General features: G+C 69.6%; 19 protein-coding genes, 2 pseudogenes and 2 CRISPR repeat arrays (1 of these 23 only partly in view). Of the genes and pseudogenes, 20 read left to right on the top strand and 1 reads right to left on the bottom strand.

The genetic code is table 11. From position 1 onward, the window contains the following. Nucleotides 1–50: direct repeats of the CRISPR family, unit length 29 nt; unit sequence CGGGACACCTCCGCTCGCGCGGAGCCGAC; it reaches 1,565 nt to the left of the window's first position. Nucleotides 51–264: 214 nt separating this feature from the next. The 18 genes and pseudogenes from cas3 to ACWDGI_RS41690 all read left to right on the top strand — a co-directional run bounded on the left by cas3 (nt 265) and on the right by ACWDGI_RS41690 (nt 17,775). Continuing rightward, on the top strand, nt 265–3,231 hold the full coding sequence (gene cas3 / locus ACWDGI_RS41775; RefSeq protein WP_450768274.1) for a CRISPR-associated helicase Cas3': 2,967 nt from the start codon (nt 265–267) through the stop codon (nt 3,229–3,231). A gap of 218 nt (nt 3,232–3,449) precedes the next feature. Next, on the top strand, nt 3,450–5,042 hold the full coding sequence (casA, locus tag ACWDGI_RS41770; protein WP_450768273.1) for a type I-E CRISPR-associated protein Cse1/CasA: 1,593 nt from the start codon (nt 3,450–3,452) through the stop codon (nt 5,040–5,042). A gap of 47 nt (nt 5,043–5,089) precedes the next feature. After that, a complete protein-coding gene (locus ACWDGI_RS41765) occupies nt 5,090–5,812 on the top strand; it encodes a type I-E CRISPR-associated protein Cse2/CasB (RefSeq protein WP_450768272.1) in 723 nt (240 codons plus the stop codon). Nucleotides 5,813–5,865: 53 nt separating this feature from the next. After that, nucleotides 5,866–7,050, top strand: a complete 1,185-nt coding sequence (gene cas7e, locus ACWDGI_RS41760; RefSeq protein ID WP_450768271.1) for a type I-E CRISPR-associated protein Cas7/Cse4/CasC — start codon at nt 5,866–5,868, stop codon at nt 7,048–7,050. Continuing rightward, the gene (gene cas5e, locus ACWDGI_RS41755) at nt 7,047–7,904 is read left to right on the top strand and encodes a type I-E CRISPR-associated protein Cas5/CasD (protein WP_450768270.1); all 858 of its coding nucleotides are present in this window, start codon (nt 7,047–7,049) and stop codon (nt 7,902–7,904) included. Before cas7e ends, cas5e begins: the two co-directional genes overlap by 4 nt. Then, on the top strand, nt 7,901–8,581 hold the full coding sequence (gene cas6e, locus ACWDGI_RS41750) for a type I-E CRISPR-associated protein Cas6/Cse3/CasE (protein ID WP_450768269.1): 681 nt from the start codon (nt 7,901–7,903) through the stop codon (nt 8,579–8,581). Before cas5e ends, cas6e begins: the two co-directional genes overlap by 4 nt. Beyond that, nucleotides 8,578–9,555, top strand: a complete 978-nt coding sequence (gene cas1e / locus ACWDGI_RS41745; RefSeq protein WP_450768268.1) for a type I-E CRISPR-associated endonuclease Cas1e — start codon at nt 8,578–8,580, stop codon at nt 9,553–9,555. The genes cas6e and cas1e overlap by 4 nt, the downstream gene beginning before the upstream one ends. Nucleotides 9,556–9,573: 18 nt before the next feature. Then, nucleotides 9,574–9,891, top strand: a complete 318-nt coding sequence (cas2e, locus tag ACWDGI_RS41740; protein WP_450768267.1) for a type I-E CRISPR-associated endoribonuclease Cas2e — start codon at nt 9,574–9,576, stop codon at nt 9,889–9,891. Nucleotides 9,892–9,909: 18 nt separating this feature from the next. Further along, nucleotides 9,910–12,195: direct repeats of the CRISPR family, unit length 29 nt; unit sequence GTCCGCTCCGCGCTCGCGGAGGTGTCCCG. A gap of 135 nt (nt 12,196–12,330) precedes the next feature. Then, nucleotides 12,331–12,543, top strand: a complete 213-nt coding sequence (locus ACWDGI_RS41735) for a hypothetical protein (RefSeq protein ID WP_450768266.1) — start codon at nt 12,331–12,333, stop codon at nt 12,541–12,543. Between the two features lie 22 nt (nt 12,544–12,565). Then, on the top strand, nt 12,566–12,913 hold the full coding sequence (locus tag ACWDGI_RS41730) for a hypothetical protein (RefSeq protein WP_450768265.1): 348 nt from the start codon (nt 12,566–12,568) through the stop codon (nt 12,911–12,913). Further along, complete coding sequence (locus ACWDGI_RS41725; protein WP_450768264.1) at nt 12,910–13,098, top strand: hypothetical protein; 189 nt, start codon at nt 12,910–12,912, stop codon at nt 13,096–13,098. The genes ACWDGI_RS41730 and ACWDGI_RS41725 overlap by 4 nt, the downstream gene beginning before the upstream one ends. A 62-nt stretch (nt 13,099–13,160) precedes the next feature. Next, nucleotides 13,161–13,406: a hypothetical protein gene (locus ACWDGI_RS41720; protein WP_450768263.1), complete on the top strand. Its 246-nt coding sequence runs from the start codon at nt 13,161–13,163 to the stop codon at nt 13,404–13,406. Between the two features lie 18 nt (nt 13,407–13,424). Beyond that, nucleotides 13,425–13,829: a hypothetical protein gene (locus ACWDGI_RS41715; protein WP_450768262.1), complete on the top strand. Its 405-nt coding sequence runs from the start codon at nt 13,425–13,427 to the stop codon at nt 13,827–13,829. 193 nt (nt 13,830–14,022) lie between these two features. After that, nucleotides 14,023–14,574 carry a hypothetical protein gene (locus ACWDGI_RS41710; protein WP_450768261.1) on the top strand — a complete coding sequence of 184 codons (552 nt, stop codon included), beginning with the start codon at nt 14,023–14,025 and terminating at the stop codon, nt 14,572–14,574. Nucleotides 14,575–14,614: 40 nt separating this feature from the next. Further along, nucleotides 14,615–14,850 (top strand): annotated as a pseudogene (locus ACWDGI_RS41705) (hypothetical protein). Beyond that, a pseudogene (locus ACWDGI_RS41700) lies at nt 14,850–15,121 on the top strand (hypothetical protein). Before ACWDGI_RS41705 ends, ACWDGI_RS41700 begins: the two co-directional pseudogenes overlap by 1 nt. A 771-nt stretch (nt 15,122–15,892) precedes the next feature. Next, a complete protein-coding gene (locus tag ACWDGI_RS41695) occupies nt 15,893–16,714 on the top strand; it encodes a hypothetical protein (RefSeq protein WP_450768260.1) in 822 nt (273 codons plus the stop codon). Between the two features lie 611 nt (nt 16,715–17,325). Further along, complete coding sequence (locus ACWDGI_RS41690) at nt 17,326–17,775, top strand: hypothetical protein (RefSeq protein ID WP_450768259.1); 450 nt, start codon at nt 17,326–17,328, stop codon at nt 17,773–17,775. Here ACWDGI_RS41690 and ACWDGI_RS41685 read toward each other — a convergent pair. Beyond that, entirely contained in the window at nt 17,765–18,919 is a 1,155-nt protein-coding gene (locus ACWDGI_RS41685; RefSeq protein WP_450768258.1) for a hypothetical protein, read from the bottom strand. The genes ACWDGI_RS41690 and ACWDGI_RS41685 overlap by 11 nt on opposite strands. A 165-nt stretch (nt 18,920–19,084) precedes the next feature. On the opposite strand from ACWDGI_RS41685, the gene ACWDGI_RS41680 reads away from it, so the two are divergent. Continuing rightward, the gene (locus tag ACWDGI_RS41680; RefSeq protein ID WP_450768257.1) at nt 19,085–19,444 is read left to right on the top strand and encodes a hypothetical protein; all 360 of its coding nucleotides are present in this window, start codon (nt 19,085–19,087) and stop codon (nt 19,442–19,444) included. A 78-nt stretch (nt 19,445–19,522) separates the two neighbouring features. Then, nucleotides 19,523–19,840 carry a 3'-5' exonuclease gene (locus tag ACWDGI_RS41675; protein ID WP_450768256.1) on the top strand — a complete coding sequence of 106 codons (318 nt, stop codon included), beginning with the start codon at nt 19,523–19,525 and terminating at the stop codon, nt 19,838–19,840. Nucleotides 19,841–19,890 lie beyond the last annotated feature (50 nt).

Raw genomic sequence — 19,890 nt, 5'->3', positions numbered from 1 at the left:
GCCGACCCGGCGGCCGGGCAGCGGGACACCTCCGCTCGCGCGGAGCCGACCCTTCGCCACCTGCGGTGTTAGAGCGTCTTGGTCATTTCTTTGCCTTGTGTGGGGTGGTGGGTCTGGTTATGGGGTGGCGTGTAGAGATCACGACGTCGTGGTTCGGGTTGGACGTTGAGTTCGGCATCGAGGGTAATTCTTCTTGCGGTGCCGTGAGTTGGGATTGTGCTGGTCGGGGGGTGTTGTCAGTGGGTGGTGTTAGAAGAGCGTGTTATGGACGACGTGGATGCTCCGCTGGTCGATGTGCGGTTGTGGGGTAAGGAGCGCGGGTTGCCGTGGCCGTATCCGTTGGTCTGTCATCTGCTGGATACGGCGGCTGTGTTCGGGGCGTTGTGGGATGGGCTGCTGGATGACGGGGCGCGGGGGCGGATCGCTTCCGGGCTCGGCCTGAGCGTGGAGGATGCCCGGCCGGTGCTGTCGTTCTGGGCTGGGCTGCATGATCTGGGGAAGATCACTCCGGTGTTCCAGGCGCAGGTGCCGACAGCATTCAGGGCGGTGGCTGGGGATGCGTCGTATGTGGCGGCTGCGGGTGCGGAGGGGTTGCGGGGGTTCCGGCATGAGCAGGGGACGCATTGGTCGCTGGTGGGGCTGCTGGGGGAGATCGGCTATCGGGTGGGCCGGTCACCGGCGGGGAGTCTTGCGCATCAGGTGGCGCAGTGGCTGGGCGGCCATCACGGATGCTTCGCAGGAGTGGTGCCGTTGCGGCAGGCGGCGGCCGCGTCGCGGTATCAGACGGGGCTGGGGGAGGGGGGCTGGCAGGAGCAGCGGCGCCGGCATCTGCTGGAGCTGCGCCGGGTGGTGGGGGGTGTGGCGGTGCCGGCGGGGGAGTTGTCGGCGGAGACGGCGGTCCGTTTGTACGGGCTGGTGGTGCTGGCGGACTGGCTGGCCAGTGATGTCGGCTGGATCAGGCGTCTGCTGCCGGGCCGGGACTGGGCGGGACGGCCGCGGGATTTGGATGAGCACTTCGCGCGGGCGGTGAAGGCGGCGCCGGGCGCGGTGTGGGCGGCCCGGCTCGGGCGGGCCCGGTTCCCGCAGGAGTCGGGTCTGGACTTCGGTGACCTGTTCCCGTTTCCTCCCAACGCGCTGCAGCGCGATGTTGCGGAGGCTCTGCCGGGGGCGGTGGCCGGGGAGGGGTCGGGGCTGGTGGTGGTGACGGCGCCGACGGGGGACGGCAAGACGGAGGCGGCTTTGTTCGCGGCAGCAGTGATGGGGCGGGCCTCGGGGGCGCGGGGCCTGTATTTTGCGCTGCCGACGATGGCGACCGCGGACGCGATGTTCGGTCGGGTCGGTGCTTTCGCGGAGCGGGTGCTGACGGGGGAGCGGGCGTTGTTGCTGATGCACGGTGCGGCCTGGCTGAGCACCGTGATGGACAGCGCACCCAGCACGGTTGTGGAGCCGGCCGACCGCTGGCTGCCGCCCCCGCCCGCCCCGCACGCCACCATTCCCATTCCGCCGGGGCCGGCCGGCCCCGACGAGGACGGCCTGCCTGGGGGCGGTTTCAGTGCTTCCCGGGCGACGGCGTTGGAGGCGGATGCGTGGCTGCGGCAGAGCCGGCGCGGGTTCGCCGCCCCGCTGGGTGCGGGCACGATCGACCAGGTCCTGGCCGGTGTTCTGCCTCTGCGTTACAACGTGCTGCGGCTGTTCGGGCTGGCGGACAAGGTGCTGATCGTGGACGAGGCGCACGCCTACGGTCCGTGGATGCAGACGCTGATGGTGCGGCTGCTGGAGTGGCTCGGCGCGTTGCGGGCCCCGGTCGTCCTGTTGTCCGCGACGCTGACGGGCCGGACGGTGACCGCGCTGGTGGATGCCTACCGGCGTGGTGCCGGCTTCACCGAGCCCAGCCAGGTCTCCCCGGCCTATCCGGGGTGGTTGTTCGCGGGTGCGCGCACCGGGACGGTCGCCCGGGTGCGGGCGGTGGGGACAGCACGCTCCCGCACCCTGGATCTGTCGCTGCGGCCGGTGGGCTGGGACGTGAAGGACACCAGCACGGTGCTGCGGGCGGACGGGCGCAGGAGCGCGTTGCGCGAGGTCCTGGCACCGGTCGCAGCCTACGGCGGGACGGCCCTGGTGTGCTGCACGACTGTCGCGGAGGCCCAGCGGACCTTCCGTGACCTGCAGCAGGCGTTCCCGGATCTCGCGCGGCGTGAGGGCGGGATCCGGCTGCTGCACTCGCGGTATCCCGGTCTGCTGCGCCAGGAGATCACCGCCGCCTGCGAGGCCGCCTACGGCAAACCCGCCCCTCACCTGCCCGCAGCCCACAGGCCGGCGTCGGTTCTGGTGGCCACACAGATTGTCGAGCAGTCCCTCGACTTCGACTTCGACCTGGTCGTCAGCGACCTCGCACCGCTCGCCCTGCTGCTGCAGCGTGCTGGCCGCGGGCGTCGTCATGCCCGCGGCGCCCGCGGCCGGCCCGCGTGGGCGGCGGCCGAGGAGCGGCCGGCCCTGGTGGTCCTGGAACCCGTCGACAGTGCCGGTGCCACCGACCCGCCCCGCTCCTGGGGCGACGTGTACGACCACGGGCTGCTGCTGCGCACGGCCGCCCTGCTGCGGGACAAGACTGCATCCGGTGTCGCCGTGCCCGGTGACGTCCAGGACCTCGTGGACGCCGTCTACGCCGAGGACTTCACCCTGCACCTGGAGCAGGCCGGCCGTGAGGACGCCGGCGCGGCGGCCCGCCGGCTGCATCTGCTGGACCAGCGCCGTGAAGGCAGCCGGCTCGCGGAGGAGACCCTCGCCGCCATGACCGGCATCAGCGCGCCCTACCAGGTCCGCGGTGACTTCTCCCGGCTCAGCCAGGGCACGGCCGAGGCCGTCGGCGACCTGCTCACCACGCGGCTGGGTGCCGACACCGGACGGCTGCTGCTCCTGTTCACCCAGGACGACGGCACACCGTCGCTCGACGAGAACGGGGCGCTCCCCCTGCCCGGCGAAGCCGCGCTGGCGCGGACGGCGCTGCGCCGGATCGTCGCCCGCAGCGTCCCGGTCCCCGGCACCTGGCTGCCCCCCACCGCCGAACGCCCGGCTCTGCCGGCGGCTTGGCGTACCCAGTCCCACCTGCGTGACCTCGTTCTCCTGCACCTCACCCGCTCAGGCAGCGAAGGCGGTGACCCGGTGTGGACGGGCCAACTGACAGGCAGATCAATCCAGTTCACGCGCACGACAGGAGTGGAACGTATCTGACCACTTCTCCCGAACCGGTTGCTTACTGTTCATGAAGCGCTCTTCACTGGAAGCACACATCCTCCCCTCGGACCGGTGAACAGAGGGGACGGGTGTGGAACTGCCCGCTCGCGCGGGCCACAAGGGGGAATCGCCCGGGGCGCTGTCCATGACGCGCTGGGGACACCTCCGCACGCGCGGAGCCCCGCCTCTCATTGTGTCCGAACACCGTCAGGAGCGTGAGTGTCACGGTGCCGTCCTTCCCTCTCGACACAGCCGGCTGGCTGCCGCCCCTGTGGATCGCCTCCGCCCTCACGGCCGAGGACGGCACGCCTCCCGAGAGCGTGGGGCTGCGGACCGTCCTGGAGCGCAGCCATCAGATCAGCGCGCTCGCGATCACCGAACCGCCCGCCTACTCCGCGGTGCTGCGGGTGCTGTACGCGCTGACCGCCCGGGTGTGCGGGCTCGATGTCGACGACGATGGCAGCGGCCGGGACTGGTCGGAGCGGCGCCTGGACATCTTCGACGCTGGCCGTCTGCCCGCCGACGGCATCAGCGACTACTTCAGCACGTGGGGCCCGCGCTTCGACCTGCTGGACCCGGTACGCCCGTGGATGCAGGATCCCCGCCTGTTCGAGCAGTGCGACCCGCAGAAGTCGGCGGGTGTCAACAAGCTGGTGCCCACCCGCGCTTCGGGTAACAACCACGCCTGGTTCTCCCACGTCCAGGACGCAGCCCCGGACCCGGCGCCGGCCGCTGAGGCGGCCCTGAGTCTGCTGACCTGGCACTACTACGGTCCTTCCGGGCGGGGCTCGGCCCGCACCGTCAACGGCCAGAGCACCGCCAGCATGATCGCGGGCCCGCTCCGCGGAGCCCTCTCTTACCACCCCGAGGGCGCCACCCTCTTCGAGTCACTCCTGGCCGGCCTGCTGCAACCCGACCCGCACGTCCGGCGCGAAGAGGACCCCTGCATGTGGGAGCGGCAAGACCTCCCCGACCCCACCGCCGCACCCGCGGCCCCGGCAGGTCCCTGTTCACGACTGACCGCCGCCTCCCAGCACGCGCTGCTCCTGATCCCGGACCCGCAGCAGCAGGCGATGGTCTCGGACGCGTTCATCACCTGGGCCTACCGTGACGGCCGCCTGCCCCGCACCGACCCGTACCTGATCTGGCAGGTCAGCCAGCAGGGCAACTCCTACCCCCGGCCCGCGGACGCGGGGCGCGCGCTGTGGCGCGACGTCGACGCCCTCCTGCTCGCCGAGCCCGGCGGCACCGCCCAGGCCCGCCGGCCCGAAGTCTTCCGCACCGCCCTGGAGATCTCCGACGCTGCCGTAAGGCCGCTCGCGGTACGGGCCCTCGGCTTCGACCAGGACGGCCAGGCCAAGGACCGCCAGTTCGTCACCGGACTCACCCCGCCCGTCCTGGACCACGCCGAAAACGACAACCCCGGCACCGCGTCGGCGGTGGGCCGGCTCAGGAACTACGGCGAGATGTACGGACGGCGCGTCGAGTACGCCGCCCGCCGCGCCTGCACCCTGTACATGCGCGAGTCCAAGGCGAAGGAAGCCGACGCCTGGGCCGAGCAGGCATCCGCCCTGTACTGGCCGAGGGCGGAGGAGGAGTTCTGGGCCCGCTTCGCCGGGCTGGACCGCACCGGGGCCCTCCTGGTCGACGCCGGTCTGGACGCGGCCACGGCCCGGGCCGCCTTTCTCAAGATCGCCGAAGCCGCCTACGACACCGTCACCGCACCGGTGTGCCACGTCCAGCGCGGTGCCCGTGCCGTCGCCGACGCCCGTATCGAGCTCTACGGCCCCCGCCGCACCAGCCGCTGACCCCTCCACGCCCGATCCCTGTGCGACCGCCCAAGGAGATTCACCCTATGACCGCACCCGCACCCGCACCCGCCCCAGCTCCGCCTCGCGCGGGCCTGTACCGGGCCTTCGTGGAACACATCGCCACCCGATGCGCCCAGGATCCCGGGGTGCGCGTCGCCCTGCGCAAAGGACTGCGTCGTGACCTTGACGACGTACGCGGCCTGCACCGCATCGTGGCCGCCTGGCTGCCGGAAGACTGCACGCAGGCCGAGGAGCGGGCCTTCTACGCCGTCGCCGCGATGATCGCAGACCGGCCCCGCCACTCCTTCCACACCACCGCCGACAGCGATGAAAGCCCGGATGCCACCGCACCTTCCGGCAGTGAACCCGCCGCCGCAGCCACCGATGTCGCCGGACAGGCTGCAGCCGCCGGCCCCCGGTGGCCGCCCAGGGACAGCCTGGGCGCTTCCTACGCCCGGGCCGTGCTTGCCCAGGCTGGCCGCGGACTCGCCGAGAACACGGCCGAAGCCCGCCTCAACCTGCTGACCCGGCAGAGCCTGCCCGGAATCCACCGTCATCTGCCCGGCAGCATCCGCCACCTGCGGGACGCGGGCGCCGACGTCGACTTCGCCGTCCTCCTGGACGACCTGGCCACCTGGCCCTACCGCTCCAAAACCACCGCCCGGCGCTGGCTGAAGGACTACTACCGCACCCGCCGCGCCCCCCTGGAAGCAGCAGCCCGAACCCGCGACACCCACCAGCCCGACGACCCCACCGACACCGACTGACCAGCCACAACAGCCGTTCCCCGCCAGCTCATCAACCGCAGGGAGAAACCCTCATGAAACTCCACGCCCGCTTCATCGACATCCACATCATCCAGTCCGTGCCGTTCGCCAACCTCAACCGCGACGACACCAACTCCGTCAAGACCGTCCTGTACGGCAACGCACTGCGCACCAGGGTCAGCAGCCAATGCTGGAAGCGCGCCACCCGCTCGGAGTTCGAGCGGCTCACCGGCGACAGCACCCTGCGCACCCGCCGCATCGCCCACGCCGTCACCGCCGAACTCACCACACGCAACTGGCCCCCAGCTCTTGCGGAACGCGCCGGCGCCCACGTCGCGGCGGCTGTCGGCAAGTTCGAACTCGAAGAAGCCGGCGAACCCAAGAAGCCCGTCCCCAACCGGGTCGTGACCAACGCCATGATCTACGTCCCCGGCATCGCGGTGACCGAGCTCGCCGATCTCGCCGACGCACACCGTGAGGAGCTGGAGGGGGCCAAGGACATCACCAAGAAGGGCGACATCAAAGCCTCGATCCTGCCCAAGCAGCAGATCGACACGATCCTGCGCAGCCGCAACGCGGTCATCAACCTCTTCGGCCGCATGCTCGCCGAAGTCGACCAGGCCGGCGTCGACGGCGCCGTCCAGGTCGCCCACGCCATGACCACCCACGCGGCCGACGTCGATCTGGATTACTTCACCGCCGTCGACGACGTCTCCTCCCTGTGGCAGGACGCCACCGGCAGCGCCCACATGGGCCACGCCGAGTTCAGCGCCGGCACCTTCTACCGCTACGCCACCGTCGACCTCGACGAACTCACCACCAACCTCGCCGGCTCCGACACCGACATCCAGGCCCTCCTGGCCGGTTTCCTGACCGCATTCACCCTCGCCGTCCCGCAGGCCAAAAAGAACTCCACCGCCCCCCACACCCTCCCGCACCTGGTCCACCTCGCCGTCCGCGCCGACCGGCCCGTCTCCTACGCCGCCGCCTTCGAACAGCCCGTGCGCGCAGCAGCCCACACCGGCAACGCCGCCCCCTCCATCGACGCCCTGGCCCAGTACGCCGAGGCCACCGCCTCCTTCCTGGGCACCAGCCACCTCCTCACCCGCGCCTGGACCAGCCCCGAACTCAAAGACCTGCCCGACACTCTCGGTGAACGCACCGACGGACTGGACGCCCTCATCACCGCCGCCGTCGCCCACGCCGCCACCGGCCAGCTCCAGGACACCCGCGCATGAACACACCAGCGCCCGTGCCCGGTCTCCTGCTGCGGCTGGCCGGACCCCTGCAGTCCTGGGGCGAGCACAGCCACTTCAACGACCGCGACACCCTCGCCTTCCCCACCCGCTCCGCCGTCACCGGCCTGCTCGCCGCAGCCCTCGGCCGGCCACGCCGCCAACCCCTCGGCGACCTCACGGACATCAGCCTCGCCGTCCGCGTCGACCGCCCCGGCACCCGGCTACGCGACTTCCACACCGTCGGCGGCGGCCTCAGCGGCCCACGCAGCGTCATCACCGCCGACGGAACCCGCCGCAGCGCCGACACCGCCACCCTCACCAGCACCCGCTGGTACCTCGCCGACGCCGCCTTCACCATCGCCCTCACCCGCCCCGACCACACCCCACCCCCCACCACCTGGACCCAAGCCCTCAACACCCCCCGCTGGCCCCTCTACCTCGGCCGCCGCTCCTGCCCCCCGGCCGGACCCCTCCTCCTCGGCCACAGCACCCACGCCCTCCACGACCTGATCCACCTGCCCCTTGCCGCACCCGCCCCCCGCACTCAGCACCCCGAAAACCAGACCCTCCCGGTCCTTTTCCTGTCCGACCAGCCGTTGACCGGCCTCCCCGACCCCGACCGGCCACCGCACGACGACGTCGGCCAGGAACACTCCACCGTCCTCGACGCCCCCCTCGACTTCACCCCCGCCCGCCGCCGCTACCGCTCCCGCCCCCTCTACCGCCGCACCCTCACCCTCCCCACCGACCGCTGCCACGGCTACGGAACCCGCCAACTGCACGCACTGGCCGCCTACACCTCAGACACCTACACCCCCGCCCTGCGCCCCCTCCAGGAAAGGAGCCCCCGGTGACCCTGTGGCTCACCCGCCTCACCCCCAGCCCCGCCTCCCCCCTGGCCCGACGCGAACTGGGCGCAGCCGGCCAGATCTCCCTCCACCGCCGGGTCATGTCTCTCTTCCCCGACGGCATCCCCGACCAGGCACGCACCCGCTTCGGCGTCCTCTTCCGCGTGGAAGACACCCCGGCCGGCAGCCACCTGCTCATCCAGAGCAACCAACAACCCACCACCGACCGCCTCCCCCACGATTACGGCACCCTCATCAGCCGCCCCCTCGACCAGCTCCTCGACGCCCTCACCCCAGGCCGCACCCTCCGCTACCGCTGCGCCGCCTCACCCGTCCGCAAACCCGGAGCCACCACCCGCTCCCTTTACCAACTGCCCGCCGTCGTCGACCTCCACGGAGAAGCCGCCGACGCCTGGTGGCACCGCCAAGCCGACCAAGCCGGACTCAAACCGCTGACCCTGCACTCCCAGCCCGCCGAAACCGTCCACGACCACCAACGCCCCCACACCCCCACCAGCAAGGAACGCGGCAACCGCGTACGCCACCACCGGGTGCGCTTCGACGGCACCGCCACCGTCATCGACCCCGACCTGCTGCGCATCGCGATCCACAACGGCATCGGCCGCGGCAAGGCATACGGCTGCGGCCTGCTCAGCATCGCCCCAGCACCGGACCCCACATGAGCGCACCCACCCAGTCAGGGCAAGGCCGCAGACGCCTAGCCGCCCCCACCATCGCCATGCTCCCGCGCGTCATCGACTCCCTGTCCTTCCTCTATCTTGACGTCGTGCGCGTCCACCAGGACGACACCGGAGTCTGCGCCGAGATCACCACCGAGCGACGCGGCCGGGAAACTGTCTACCTGCCCACGGCAGCCCTCGCCTGCGTCCTCCTGGGCCCCGGCACCTCGATCACCGCACCCGCACTGGCGACCTTCGCCCGACATGGCACCACGGTCGTGATCTGCGGAATGGGCGGCGTACGCAGCTATGCCACCGCCACCCCTGCCAACCTCACCACCACCTGGCTCGAACACCAGGCCCACGCCTGGGCCGGCGACACCCGCCGCCTCTCCGTCGCCACCGCCATGTACGAACACCGATTCGGCCCCGGGCAAGCCCCACCAGGCGCCACCCTCCAGCAACTGCGAGGCCTCGAAGGACAACGCGTCAAAGCCCTCTACAAACTCCTCGCCAAACAGCACCGCATCGGACGCTTCCGCCGCACCTACGACCCCGACTCCTGGGACACCCAAGACCCCGTCAACCTCGCCCTCTCCGCCGCCAACACCTGCCTGTACGGCATCGTCCACGCAGCCATCACCGCCCTCGGCTGCAGCCCCGCACTCGGCTTCGTCCACAGCGGCAACCAGCAAGCCTTCGTCTACGACATCGCCGACCTCTACAAAGCCGAACTCACCCTCCCGCTCGCCTTCTCCCTCCACGCCTCCACCCAGCCGGAAGCAGAAGCCCGCCGCTCCTTCCGCGACGGCCTCCGCCTCTTCCGCCTCATGCCCCGCATCACACGCGACCTCCAAACTCTGCTCGCACCCGACACCTCACCCCACGACGATCCGGACTTTGACGAGCAACTCGTGGACCTCTGGGACCCCGTCACCGGCGCCGTTCCCGGCGGCACCAACCACGCCCCCGACTGACCGAGAGGCCCCGCCGCGATGCCCGCCATGACCGTCATTTCTGCCACCGCCGTCCCAGACCACCTCCGCGGCGCCCTCACCCGCTGGCTCCTCGAAGTCACCCCCACCCTCTACATCGGCACCATCTCAGCTCGCGTTCGTACCGAACTCTGGAACTCCCTCACCGACTGCCTCACCGAAGGCAGCGCTGTCCTGGCGTATCCCGCTGCCAACGAGCAAGGCTTCACTCTCCATACCGCTGGCCCCCAACGCCGCGACCCACTCGACTTCGAAGGCCTCACCCTCATCGCGTTCAAACGCGCCAACGCCAGTCAAGAAATTGCAAACCCCTCCTAGAAGACCAGGTCACGAAGTGTCCGCTCCGCGCTCGCGGAGGTGTCCCGTCCTGGGCTCACCGACTTGCTTGCGGCCGAAGGTCCGCTCCGCGCTCGCGGAGGTGTCCCGGAACTCCCGGGCAGTCGAGGGAAATGGCGGGCGTCCGCTCCGCGCTCGCGGAGGTGTCCCGTTCCGGATCACAAAGAAGACCCCGAAGCGGATGTCCGCTCCGCGCTCGCGGAGGTGTCCCGGTGTCGCCGGAGACGAGCGCGATGAGCTTGGTGTCCGCTCCGCGCTCGCGGAGGTGTCCCGCTCATCTGGACGGGCAGGGAGACGATGCCGCAGTCCGCTCCGCGCTCGCGGAGGTGTCCCGCCGAGCCCGCCGCAGACCAAGGTCGTCACCGAGTCCGCTCCGCGCTCGCGGAGGTGTCCCGCCTCGGCGCCCTCGATCCTCACTATGTCTACAGTCCGCTCCGCGCTCGCGGAGGTGTCCCGGCAACTGTGGCACCCACGATGACCATCCCGCGGTCCGCTCCGCGCTCGCGGAGGTGTCCCGATGATCGCGCCGCCTGCGAGCAGAGCGCCGAGGTCCGCTCCGCGCTCGCGGAGGTGTCCCGTCCGGCACCCCCTCGGGCCCGCTGGGCACGTCGTCCGCTCCGCGCTCGCGGAGGTGTCCCGTCCCCGCAGCAGGACTACAGTCGGACCATGCCGTCCGCTCCGCGCTCGCGGAGGTGTCCCGCCTGGCCACCGGGAGATGGCGTACCGGGAACGGTCCGCTCCGCGCTCGCGGAGGTGTCCCGCTGTCGCCCATGTACACCGCGCCGGACGCGAAGTCCGCTCCGCGCTCGCGGAGGTGTCCCGTCGCTGCGCCCCCGCGGTAGCGCAAGGAACAGGTCCGCTCCGCGCTCGCGGAGGTGTCCCGGTCCTCGGCGGCTCGATGAAGGAGATGGCCGGGTCCGCTCCGCGCTCGCGGAGGTGTCCCGCCCCAGTGTCCCGACGGTGTCTTTGTCCGACGGTCCGCTCCGCGCTCGCGGAGGTGTCCCGCCGCCGAGGACCTCGCCAACAGCGGCCGAGAGGTCCGCTCCGCGCTCGCGGAGGTGTCCCGGCTCCCGGGTTGGCCTGAGCCGCGAGGTGGAGGTCCGCTCCGCGCTCGCGGAGGTGTCCCGCAGCCCCCGGCCCCCGGCCAGATGCCCGCGCCGTCCGCTCCGCGCTCGCGGAGGTGTCCCCTGCTCGCGGTATGGGGCCAGGGGGACGAGATCGTCCGCTCCGCGCTCGCGGAGGTGTCCCGTTCTCGACGGGGGCTCTGTCGAAGGCGAACGAGTCCGCTCCGCGCTCGCGGAGGTGTCCCGGTGTAGGAACCGCCCGTGCCGCCGGCGCCCGTGTCCGCTCCGCGCTCGCGGAGGTGTCCCGTGGGGGCAGCCGGGCACCATCGCGCTGGACCGGTCCGCTCCGCGCTCGCGGAGGTGTCCCGGCGGTACAGGGCGTGGTCTTCGGCGTTGTACAGTCCGCTCCGCGCTCGCGGAGGTGTCCCGCGGTCGACAAAATCTACGGCCGGGGTCGGAAGGTCCGCTCCGCGCTCGCGGAGGTGTCCCGTCGTCCCGTGACCAGACCTTGAGGCCGTCGTCGTCCGCTCCGCGCTCGCGGAGGTGTCCCGGTGCCGGCCGACTCGCGGAGCCGCCAGTAGCGGTCCGCTCCGCGCTCGCGGAGGTGTCCCGATTCTGCGCGCCGGATCGCCCATCGGACCCTCGTCCGCTCCGCGCTTGCGGAGGTGTCCCGCCGCCCGCAGCGCGCGCGGTCCGCTGGTTGAAGTCCGCTCCGCGCTCGCGGAGGTGTCCCGACGCTGGACGCGCGCGAGGAGAGCGAGGGGAGGTCCGCTCCGCGCTCGCGGAGGTGTCCCGGTGTTCAAGGATGTCGTCGCCCGGCAGGAGGAGTCCGCTCCGCGCTCGTGGAGGTGTCCCGTCAGAGGGCGCGGCGCCACGCTCCGACGAAGCGTCCGCTCCGCGCTCGCGGAGGTGTCCCGATCTGCATCTCAGGCATCAGGCCACCTCCAGGGTCCGCTCCGCGCTCGCGCAGGTGTCCCGTCCTTCTGGTACGTCTTCAGGAGACGCGTGTCGTCCGCTGCGCGCTTGCGGAGGTGTCCCGCCGCTCGCATGGGGCAGGGTCAGACGCCGGAGGTCCGCTCCGCGCCCGCGGAGGTGTCCCGATGTCGTCGACGTCCTGCGGGCCGCCCCCGAGGTCCGCTCCGCACCCGCGGAGGTGTTCCGAGATGCGTGACCTCCGCGGACAAGGCCCCGGAGTCCGCTCCGCGCCCCCGGAGGTGTCCCCGTCCTCGGCACCCCGATCCCGGAAAGCGCTGCAAGCACTCGGACTCATTGCTGCGATAGGGATCGCGCGTGGGGGTTGAGAATGACGAAGGGTGGGGCGATGGACTGGTACGAGTTCGAGGGGCCGGAGTAGCGCATGCCGAAGTGGTTGGAGACGTACCTCGCCGGCTACTTCCTCAGTCTGGTCGTGATGGAGTGGACCTGCCTCAGCGTGATGCCGACGCCCACAGTGTGGCGGTGGCTGTACGTCGCGCTTGTGATGGGTCCGGTAGCGGCGTTCGGGATGAGCCTGTACCTGTCCGGGCTCTACGGCGTGATCATGTTGTTGGGGCGAAGGGGCGGACGATGACGAGCAAGCTGGAGGGGTCGAAGTGAGCGAGCCGCGGATTGACGAGTGGGTCGGACTGACGAAGTCGGCCGAGAGGTACCAGCCCTTCTGGGAGAGCGTCAGGGCGAGGGAGGCGCTGGGCAACCCCGTGTCGTACGTCGTGATGACCGGCAAGTACGTCATGCAGACATCCACGGACATCGAGCTGGCCAGGCTGTTCGCGGAGCACCAGTACTCCGACCAGGACGAGGTCGGAGAGTTCGAGTGGGTGCCGGACGAACACATGAGCCATTTGCAGCACCTTCGGTACAGGAACGCGCACACCGGGGAGTGGGAGTCGACCATCAACTCCATCTCGGCGGTGCCGGCTTTGCCGGAGGTGTCCCGGTGAGCATCGACTGGCGAACGCTGGAGGACAGCCTGCTGCGGCGGGCGCTGAAGGCGGAGTCGTTCCGCGTGCTGTACGGCGGGGCAGCGCGGAGCGCGGACGGTGAGCCGGTTCGGTCGGTCACCGGCCGTATGACCGTGCATCCGCCGGCCTACCACCCGATTCGTCCGGGCGAGTTGAGCAAGTAGGCCCTGGCGGGCCGGCGAGTATCGACGATTTGAAAACCGTGCCGGGAAGTTGGGAGATGGGAATGACGGACGAGTTGACGCCCGGCGAGAAGGCTATGGAGCAGATGAACGCCGCTCTCGGTGGGCGCCTGGTGGAGGAGTACCGGAGGGGTGCCGAGTGGGTGCTCGCCGAGATCAAGCACGAGGCCGGCAGGTTCCCGGACGCGGTGGTCGCTCAGGTCCTGACCGCGCTCGCGAGTCAGACCGAGGCCCGTCTGGAGAAGGCGCTCCACGCGCGCGAGGCCGAGCTGGCTACGAGAGAGGACTGAACGACGTTGGGGGGGTTCGTGAACAAGGGGATGATCGCTGCGGCCGTGGCCGCGGTGTTCCTCGTCGCTGGCTGCGCCGGCGGGGGAGACGGCGGAGGGTCGTCTGCGAAGTCGACCGCGGCGAAGGCCGAGGCCAACCCGGAGGCGACTGAGTGCTTCGTCGGGGTGATCAAGGCGCTGAGGCTGGTCTTCGGGAAGGTGAAGGGGGATACCCCTGCCGGAACGGCCTCGGAGGAGGAGGCGTTCGCCGAGTTCGGCGTCAAGGCGCAGGGGACGCCGACGTGGGACATCCACGAGGAGTACCAGAAGATGGGTGTGCGGGAGTTGGCGCAGGGCCAGCGGGCGACGACGGTGGACGCGCTGGCTGCGTACGCGCCCTCGGTGAAGAAGGAGTGCGTGCAGGCGTACTCGGAGGGGAGCTGACGTGCAGAAGACACCTACGCGTGGGGGAGCGATGAGGGGTGCTACGGGGGCGGCCATAGGTACCGCGATAGTGCTGGGGGCGCTCAGCGCGTGCACGGCTGCTCCAGAGGCGTCCCACACCGTTTCCCACGCGGTCTCGTCGGCGCCGGTTCACGGGTCCAGCAAGCATCCGTCCGCCAAGGCGCACCAGGCCGTGAAGAAGAGACCCGCGCCGCGGCCCGTCACCACCGACCTTCGATTCAGCGGGGACATCAAGGGGACGGTACGTGGAGCGCTGAAGATCCAGTCGGTCAAGACTGGAGCCCACTACGACTACAACACGGACGATGGGGTCACCCAGTGCGTCATGCCGGCCGATGACGGTGCCTGGAGCGCGCAGATCATCGTGCGCCTGAAGGGTATCGACTGGCAGATCACCGTGAGCAACGGTGACTCCTTCGGCGCCCCGAAGCCGGGCAAGTACCCGGCGGTGCACGAGACCGATGTCGGGTTCGTGAAGAACTCGCTGAGTTTCGAGGTCTCCTCGGACAAGGCCCCGGACAGCACCGTGATCGGGAACGGGGCCGGCGACTTCCAGTACGCCTTTTACCTGCCCGACGACCGGAACAAGGGGCAGGCGGAGGTCACGATTGACTCCGGCCTGACCTCCGGCACGCTGGACGCCTGGCTTGCTCCCTTCGAGCAGGAGAACGACCAGGAGAAGCCGCTGTTCCACGTGACCGGTCGCTGGTCCTGCACGGCTTAGCCCCAACTTTGCTTCCTGTCCGCTCCGCGCCCGCGGAGGTGTGACCGACCAGCCGGTCCCCGCTGACGGAGTTGTCCGGCAGCAGCTGGAGCTCGCGGCCGCGGACGTGGTCCGCGCGTACGCGGCCCAGACCCGCGAGCGCGCCGACCAGTTCGCCGCCGTCCTGGAAGACATCGCAGCCAGCGGGCTGCCCCGGTGGAGGACTGCACCCCGTGGGAGGAGCTGCGCGAGGCGCACCTCGCCCGGCTTGCATCCCAGCGGCCGGCCGTCGCCTGATGCCCCAAGGACACGGGCCCCGCCGTGCCCGGATCGTCTTCTCCGACTCCGCCGCCACGCAGCTGGAGAACATCACCAGCGAGGCGGACATCACGCCCTGGACCGCGCCGTGGTCGTCATCTTCGTCGACCCCGACATCGGCGAACCACTGCCCAGTGACATCGACGGCCCCCAGCTGCGCCAGTACACCGACGACGTTGAAGCCGTCCGCATCCTGTACTTCGTCACCGCGCTGCGCACCGTGGTTGTCGTCGCCTACATCGAGGTCTAACTGCGGCGCGTGAGGGCAGCGCGCACCGGCTCACAGGCAGCGCCGCGGCGGCGGAGCCTCCCGAAGGCCGGCGGCGCCGTCGAGAGGGGTTTCGACGAACCTGTCGGGAGGCCGCGGGACGCGGCGCGGCGAGCGACGGCGGGTCGGTGACCCGCGTCGCCGAGGCGGGGTCGTTGAGCCGGAGCACTTTCCTGAACGCGCTCAGCGGCCAGCGGATACCCACATGCAGCTCAGTGCAGGGCATCGTCGACGCGGTCGCCAGGTACAAGTCCCTGAGTCCCAAAGCCTGGAAGGCGCTGCATCGCCTGGAGCAGGCGTCCCGGGACGTCGCAGACGCCCGCACGGCGCTGCGGGAGGCACTGCACCGCGCGGCCGCTCCCGGAGTTGCCCCGGCTGCCACGGCCTGGGACGCCGTGGCAGCCGACGCCGACCCCGACATGTTGGTCACGCTGCGGAACCTGTACCGCGAAAGGCAGGCAGCCGCGCGCAGCGGTGGCCGGCAAGGAGATTCCGCTCACCGACGAGGACGGCCGGAAAACGCTCTGCTTGCGCCGGCGGCGGAGGTAACTCCCTTTCCCCCGGGGTAGCTTGCCCTGTTGTCTTCTGGGAGTACGTAGACGAGGGCGGGACTGGGAAGACAACGCGACCGAGGGCATCGGACTGTGACCGAGACCTGGGCACACACGGCCCCGGGCTGTCCGCTCCGAGACCGCGAGGTGAACACCGCACAGATCTCCCGTGCTCATTGTCATATACCAGCAAGGAGAAGCAGTGGCAGGCAAGCAGCTCACCACCCAGAATGCGCTGATCACGACTGCCTCGGTCGAGGTGAGGACGCTCACGATCAGCGGCAAGCAGGTCACCCTCGCTGTGTTCCGGCAACTCCGCCAGGGAACGCTCATCAGCGAGGACGGCACCCTCAACGGCGAACTCTGGGGTGTCGTGAATTACCACCCCGACAAGTGCGCCGATGCCGCTCACCACTGGCACGTCGTCTATCAGCACGGTACCGACCTGTTTCGCGCTGCAGTGCCTCAGACTCCAGAGTTCGACCGCGGTCCGCTGCGCCATGTGCCCCAGACCTTCCACAGCGCGGCGGCGGACCGGCACGTGACGAGCCATGTCCTGGAATGGTTGACGGGACGGACCGACGAGCAGTGGTTGAAGGTCCCCAGTTACACCGGGGATCGTGTGAGCGACACCGTCACCATGAATACCACTCACGGTTTCAAGGTCACGGGAGACGCATCGGAGGCAGCGATGGCCGCCCTCGCGGCCAGGGGCGTGTTGAACGAGCGGACGCAGTCGCTCGCTAACGCGCGGAGCAAGCTGAGTGATCCGCCTGGCCCATTTGAGACGGTGGAGACCAAGCAGCAGCAAGTGACCCGCGCACAGGAAGCATTCAAGGAAGCACAACAGGCGTTCCATTCCGCTTGCGTCGACCTGGAACGCGAAGTGGCCGTGTGGGGCAGCCATGCGGATACCGTCGCTGCCCTAGCTCAGGCGGTGCGAACAGAGGCAGAGCGACGTGAACGGCACCGTGCCGCGCACGCCACGATTGCCGCCCTCCCGCAGTTGTTCATCGCAGTTTGACCATGGCCCGGGAGTACGTGGACGAGGGCGAGGCGTTCGAGGATGTGCCGACCGAGGGGCATCAGCCTCGGACCGAGGCGGTCATTCAGGTGGCGGTCGGCGGGACTCCCCGTCGGTCGCCACGGTTCGAAGGGATCGGTTTTTGACGAGATGCCCGCGAAGAATAGGCTGGTCAGGACGCCCGCGACGAAGGCGCCCGTGAAAAAGACCACCACCGCGAAGAAGACGTCGGTCGCGAAGAAGACGACGACCAAGGAAGCGGCGGACCGCAAGCCCGGGCGTAGCGCTAGGACACGGTCTTAACCTCGGGACCTTCTTGCCAGTGTCTGGTTCCATCCCCCGCTGAACGTCACGGATGGACGGGGAGTCAGGTCCTCCCCGCGCAGCGCACCGGCCGCCCGACCGGAGCCTCCCGGTACGGGTGCAGCTTCGGCGGCGCTCCTGTGCCGGGGAGCGGGGGTTGTAAGTGAGAGCGCGGTCGCAGCTTCGGCAACGCCCCGCCCTCAGATCCAGGGTCCGGTAGGCCGGTTGTCCTGATCCGCCCCCGCGTCAGCTTGGCCCTGGGATGATCAGGCCGTTACTGGACAGCAGCGAAAGGTGCGGGGAGCGCGATGTGGGACTACTCGGAACTCAGCGCGGAGGCACGCAAGCTAGGAGGCCCTGATGCACTACGGGCGGCCTACGTCCAGCTCGGGCGGCGGCTAGGCCAGCGGCGAGCCTTCATTCTCGGTGCCCTTGCCGTCAGCGTGCCGGTGGCTGGGTGGAAGGTCTTGAAGGACTACCGCGACCGCCGCGCCGTCGCCGCTTCCCAGGCCACGGTTGTGACCTCCGAGGCTGCGCCCGCGACGGAGGAAGCCGTAGTCGCAGAGGCGGAGGCTGTACTCACGGCCGTTGAGGCCGCGCCAGTGGTCGACGAGCCGGAGCCCGCCGCCGAGTCCTCACCCTCGGCCACCGCAGCTCAGTCCACGCCGACGGCCGACACCGACGGGAAGGGCGACGCTAGGACTCCTCGGTCCTCCACGGGGGCGGCGGCCGGGGCGTGGACCTCAATCAGCTGCTGACGATGTCGAGCAGGTCCTGGAAACGGCGGTTTACATGCTCGTTCTCGCAGGAGCGGCGAATGTCCTTATCGGACTGAAGATCCTCAACGATCTTCTGGATGTCGCTGCGGCTGTTGAGAAACAGCTCCTTGATGATGGGTGCGGCACGGTTGCTGTAGAACACCTTCCGGTTGATCCCGGCGCCGTATCCACCGGGCTCGCCGATGTAACAGCGCACCATCCACTTCACGATCCCGGGCTTGACGTCGTCCGGAACCTCAGTGAGACCGCCGAACTCCTCGAACAGTCGCAGCGCGGGGCCGTGGGCCTCGTGCTGCTTCCAGTGGTGGCCGATGTCGTTGAGCTTGGCGAGCTGCTTCGCGAAAAAGTCCTTCCGCTGCCCCTTGTGGAGGTAGGGCAGCAGCCCAGCGGCGTGGGCCACACGCACGGTGAGCTCATCCAGCGAGGTACGCCCGAGCCGGTCCAGCAGGATCTTGGCGACGGCCAGGCGCACACCGTTTCGTATGAGTTCGCGCAGCTCCTGGAGCACCAGATAGGCGTTCTCACGGACGACATCGGCTTCTGAGTTGCTCAGAGCCGTACTCACGAGGACTTGGACGATCTCCTGCTGCCGTTGGTCCGGGGCATGCTCGAAGTCGGCCAGAAGGCGGGTGTCCAGCGTGATAGGGCCGGAGGCCTCGATGATCTGCTTGACCTCGTGCACCTCGATCAACGTGATCGGGTCCTTCGACAACACGGCGTCGATGCACGTCACGAAGGTGTACACGACATCTTCGAAGGCTGCTTCGTACTCGGAGTCCTCGTGCTCCAGGTCCTTGCGGATGTCGTATACCCGTGTCATCTTGCGCCACTCGGCGCGGCTGAGAAGCCCGATGCGGTAGGCGAGTTTGATCAAGTTGGAGGTCGTGTAATGCTCAACGTCCTCAGCGGTCTGGATCGGCGGGAGTTTCGGGTTCGCCGCCCTAGCGGCCTCGCCGGCAATGCCAACGCCCACGATCAGGATCTTGTCCTTGAGGTCCCGGACTGCGGCGTTGAACAGACGCTGACAGGCACTGCTGGGATCGACAGGCAGGATGCGACGCACCCTCTCGATCAAGTTCTTTGCCTGCCAGTCCGGCCTGATCTTCTGCATCAAGCCGGGCACTTCGTCGATCGTAGCGACCCCAACGGACGTCGCTACGACGACAACGCCTTCTCCGCTCAACTTGTCCTCACCTGGCATGAATTGAAACTCTCGGACGTCCAGGGTACGGACTCAGCTGCCCCAAAACCGCTGATATTCCACACGGGATCGCAGTGCGGGGGGATCTTGGGCCTGCCCTGGCTGGTCGCGAAGCTCTACGCCCGGATCCCACCCCGCCGGTTCGACGTTGCTTCCGTCATCGACACCCCCAAGGGCATGACCGAGATCGAGCGTGTCGGGCGCGGCTGGCAAACCTTGCTGGAGCGCGGCCTCCTTCACGGCCGCATCCGTTTCGAAGGCGCCTTCGCTGTGCTCGACCTCGATCACGCCCCAGCCCCAGCACCGTGGCTGCTCGGCGATGCCGCCCTCGCCAGTGCCTACAACACGGCCTACGAGCGCGTGTACCCCGGCGCGCTGATCGAACTGGGCGTCCCCGCTGCCGCCTTGAGCGGGCGTAAAGCCTGGGAGCAGTGGCCGTACGGCTGACGACTGCAGGCCCGGCTCCGTCAGGAGCGCAAGCTGGCCGTGTGGGCGCGGGAGGTTCTCGACGACCCGGACACGGTCGTGCTGGACACCGAGACCACGGGCATCCACGCCGAGGCGCGGATCGTGGAGATCGGTGTGCAACGGGAGTCCGGGGACGTCGTGATGAGCACGCTCGTCGATCCGGGCGAGCCGATTCCGCCGGAGGCGACCGCCGTGCACGGCATCACCAACGCCATGGTCTCCGGGGTGGCACCGCCGTTCGCCGAGATCGCCGACCAGCTCACCGCCGCGCTGACCGGCAAGCGGGTAGTGATCTACAGATCTGTGATGCGGATCTCGAATTTGCCTCATAGAGCTTGTAACACGATCTTGTTGAGGTGTCCTGGTCGGGCGTGACCGATGTGACGATTCAGCCGTTCGGGACGGTGTGAGTACTCGGCCGTGGA

This window comes from Streptomyces sp. NPDC001220 (genome assembly GCF_053597895.1).
The sequence above is the reverse complement of the archived record's forward strand: the minus strand, read 5'-3'. Positions and strand labels throughout refer to the sequence as shown.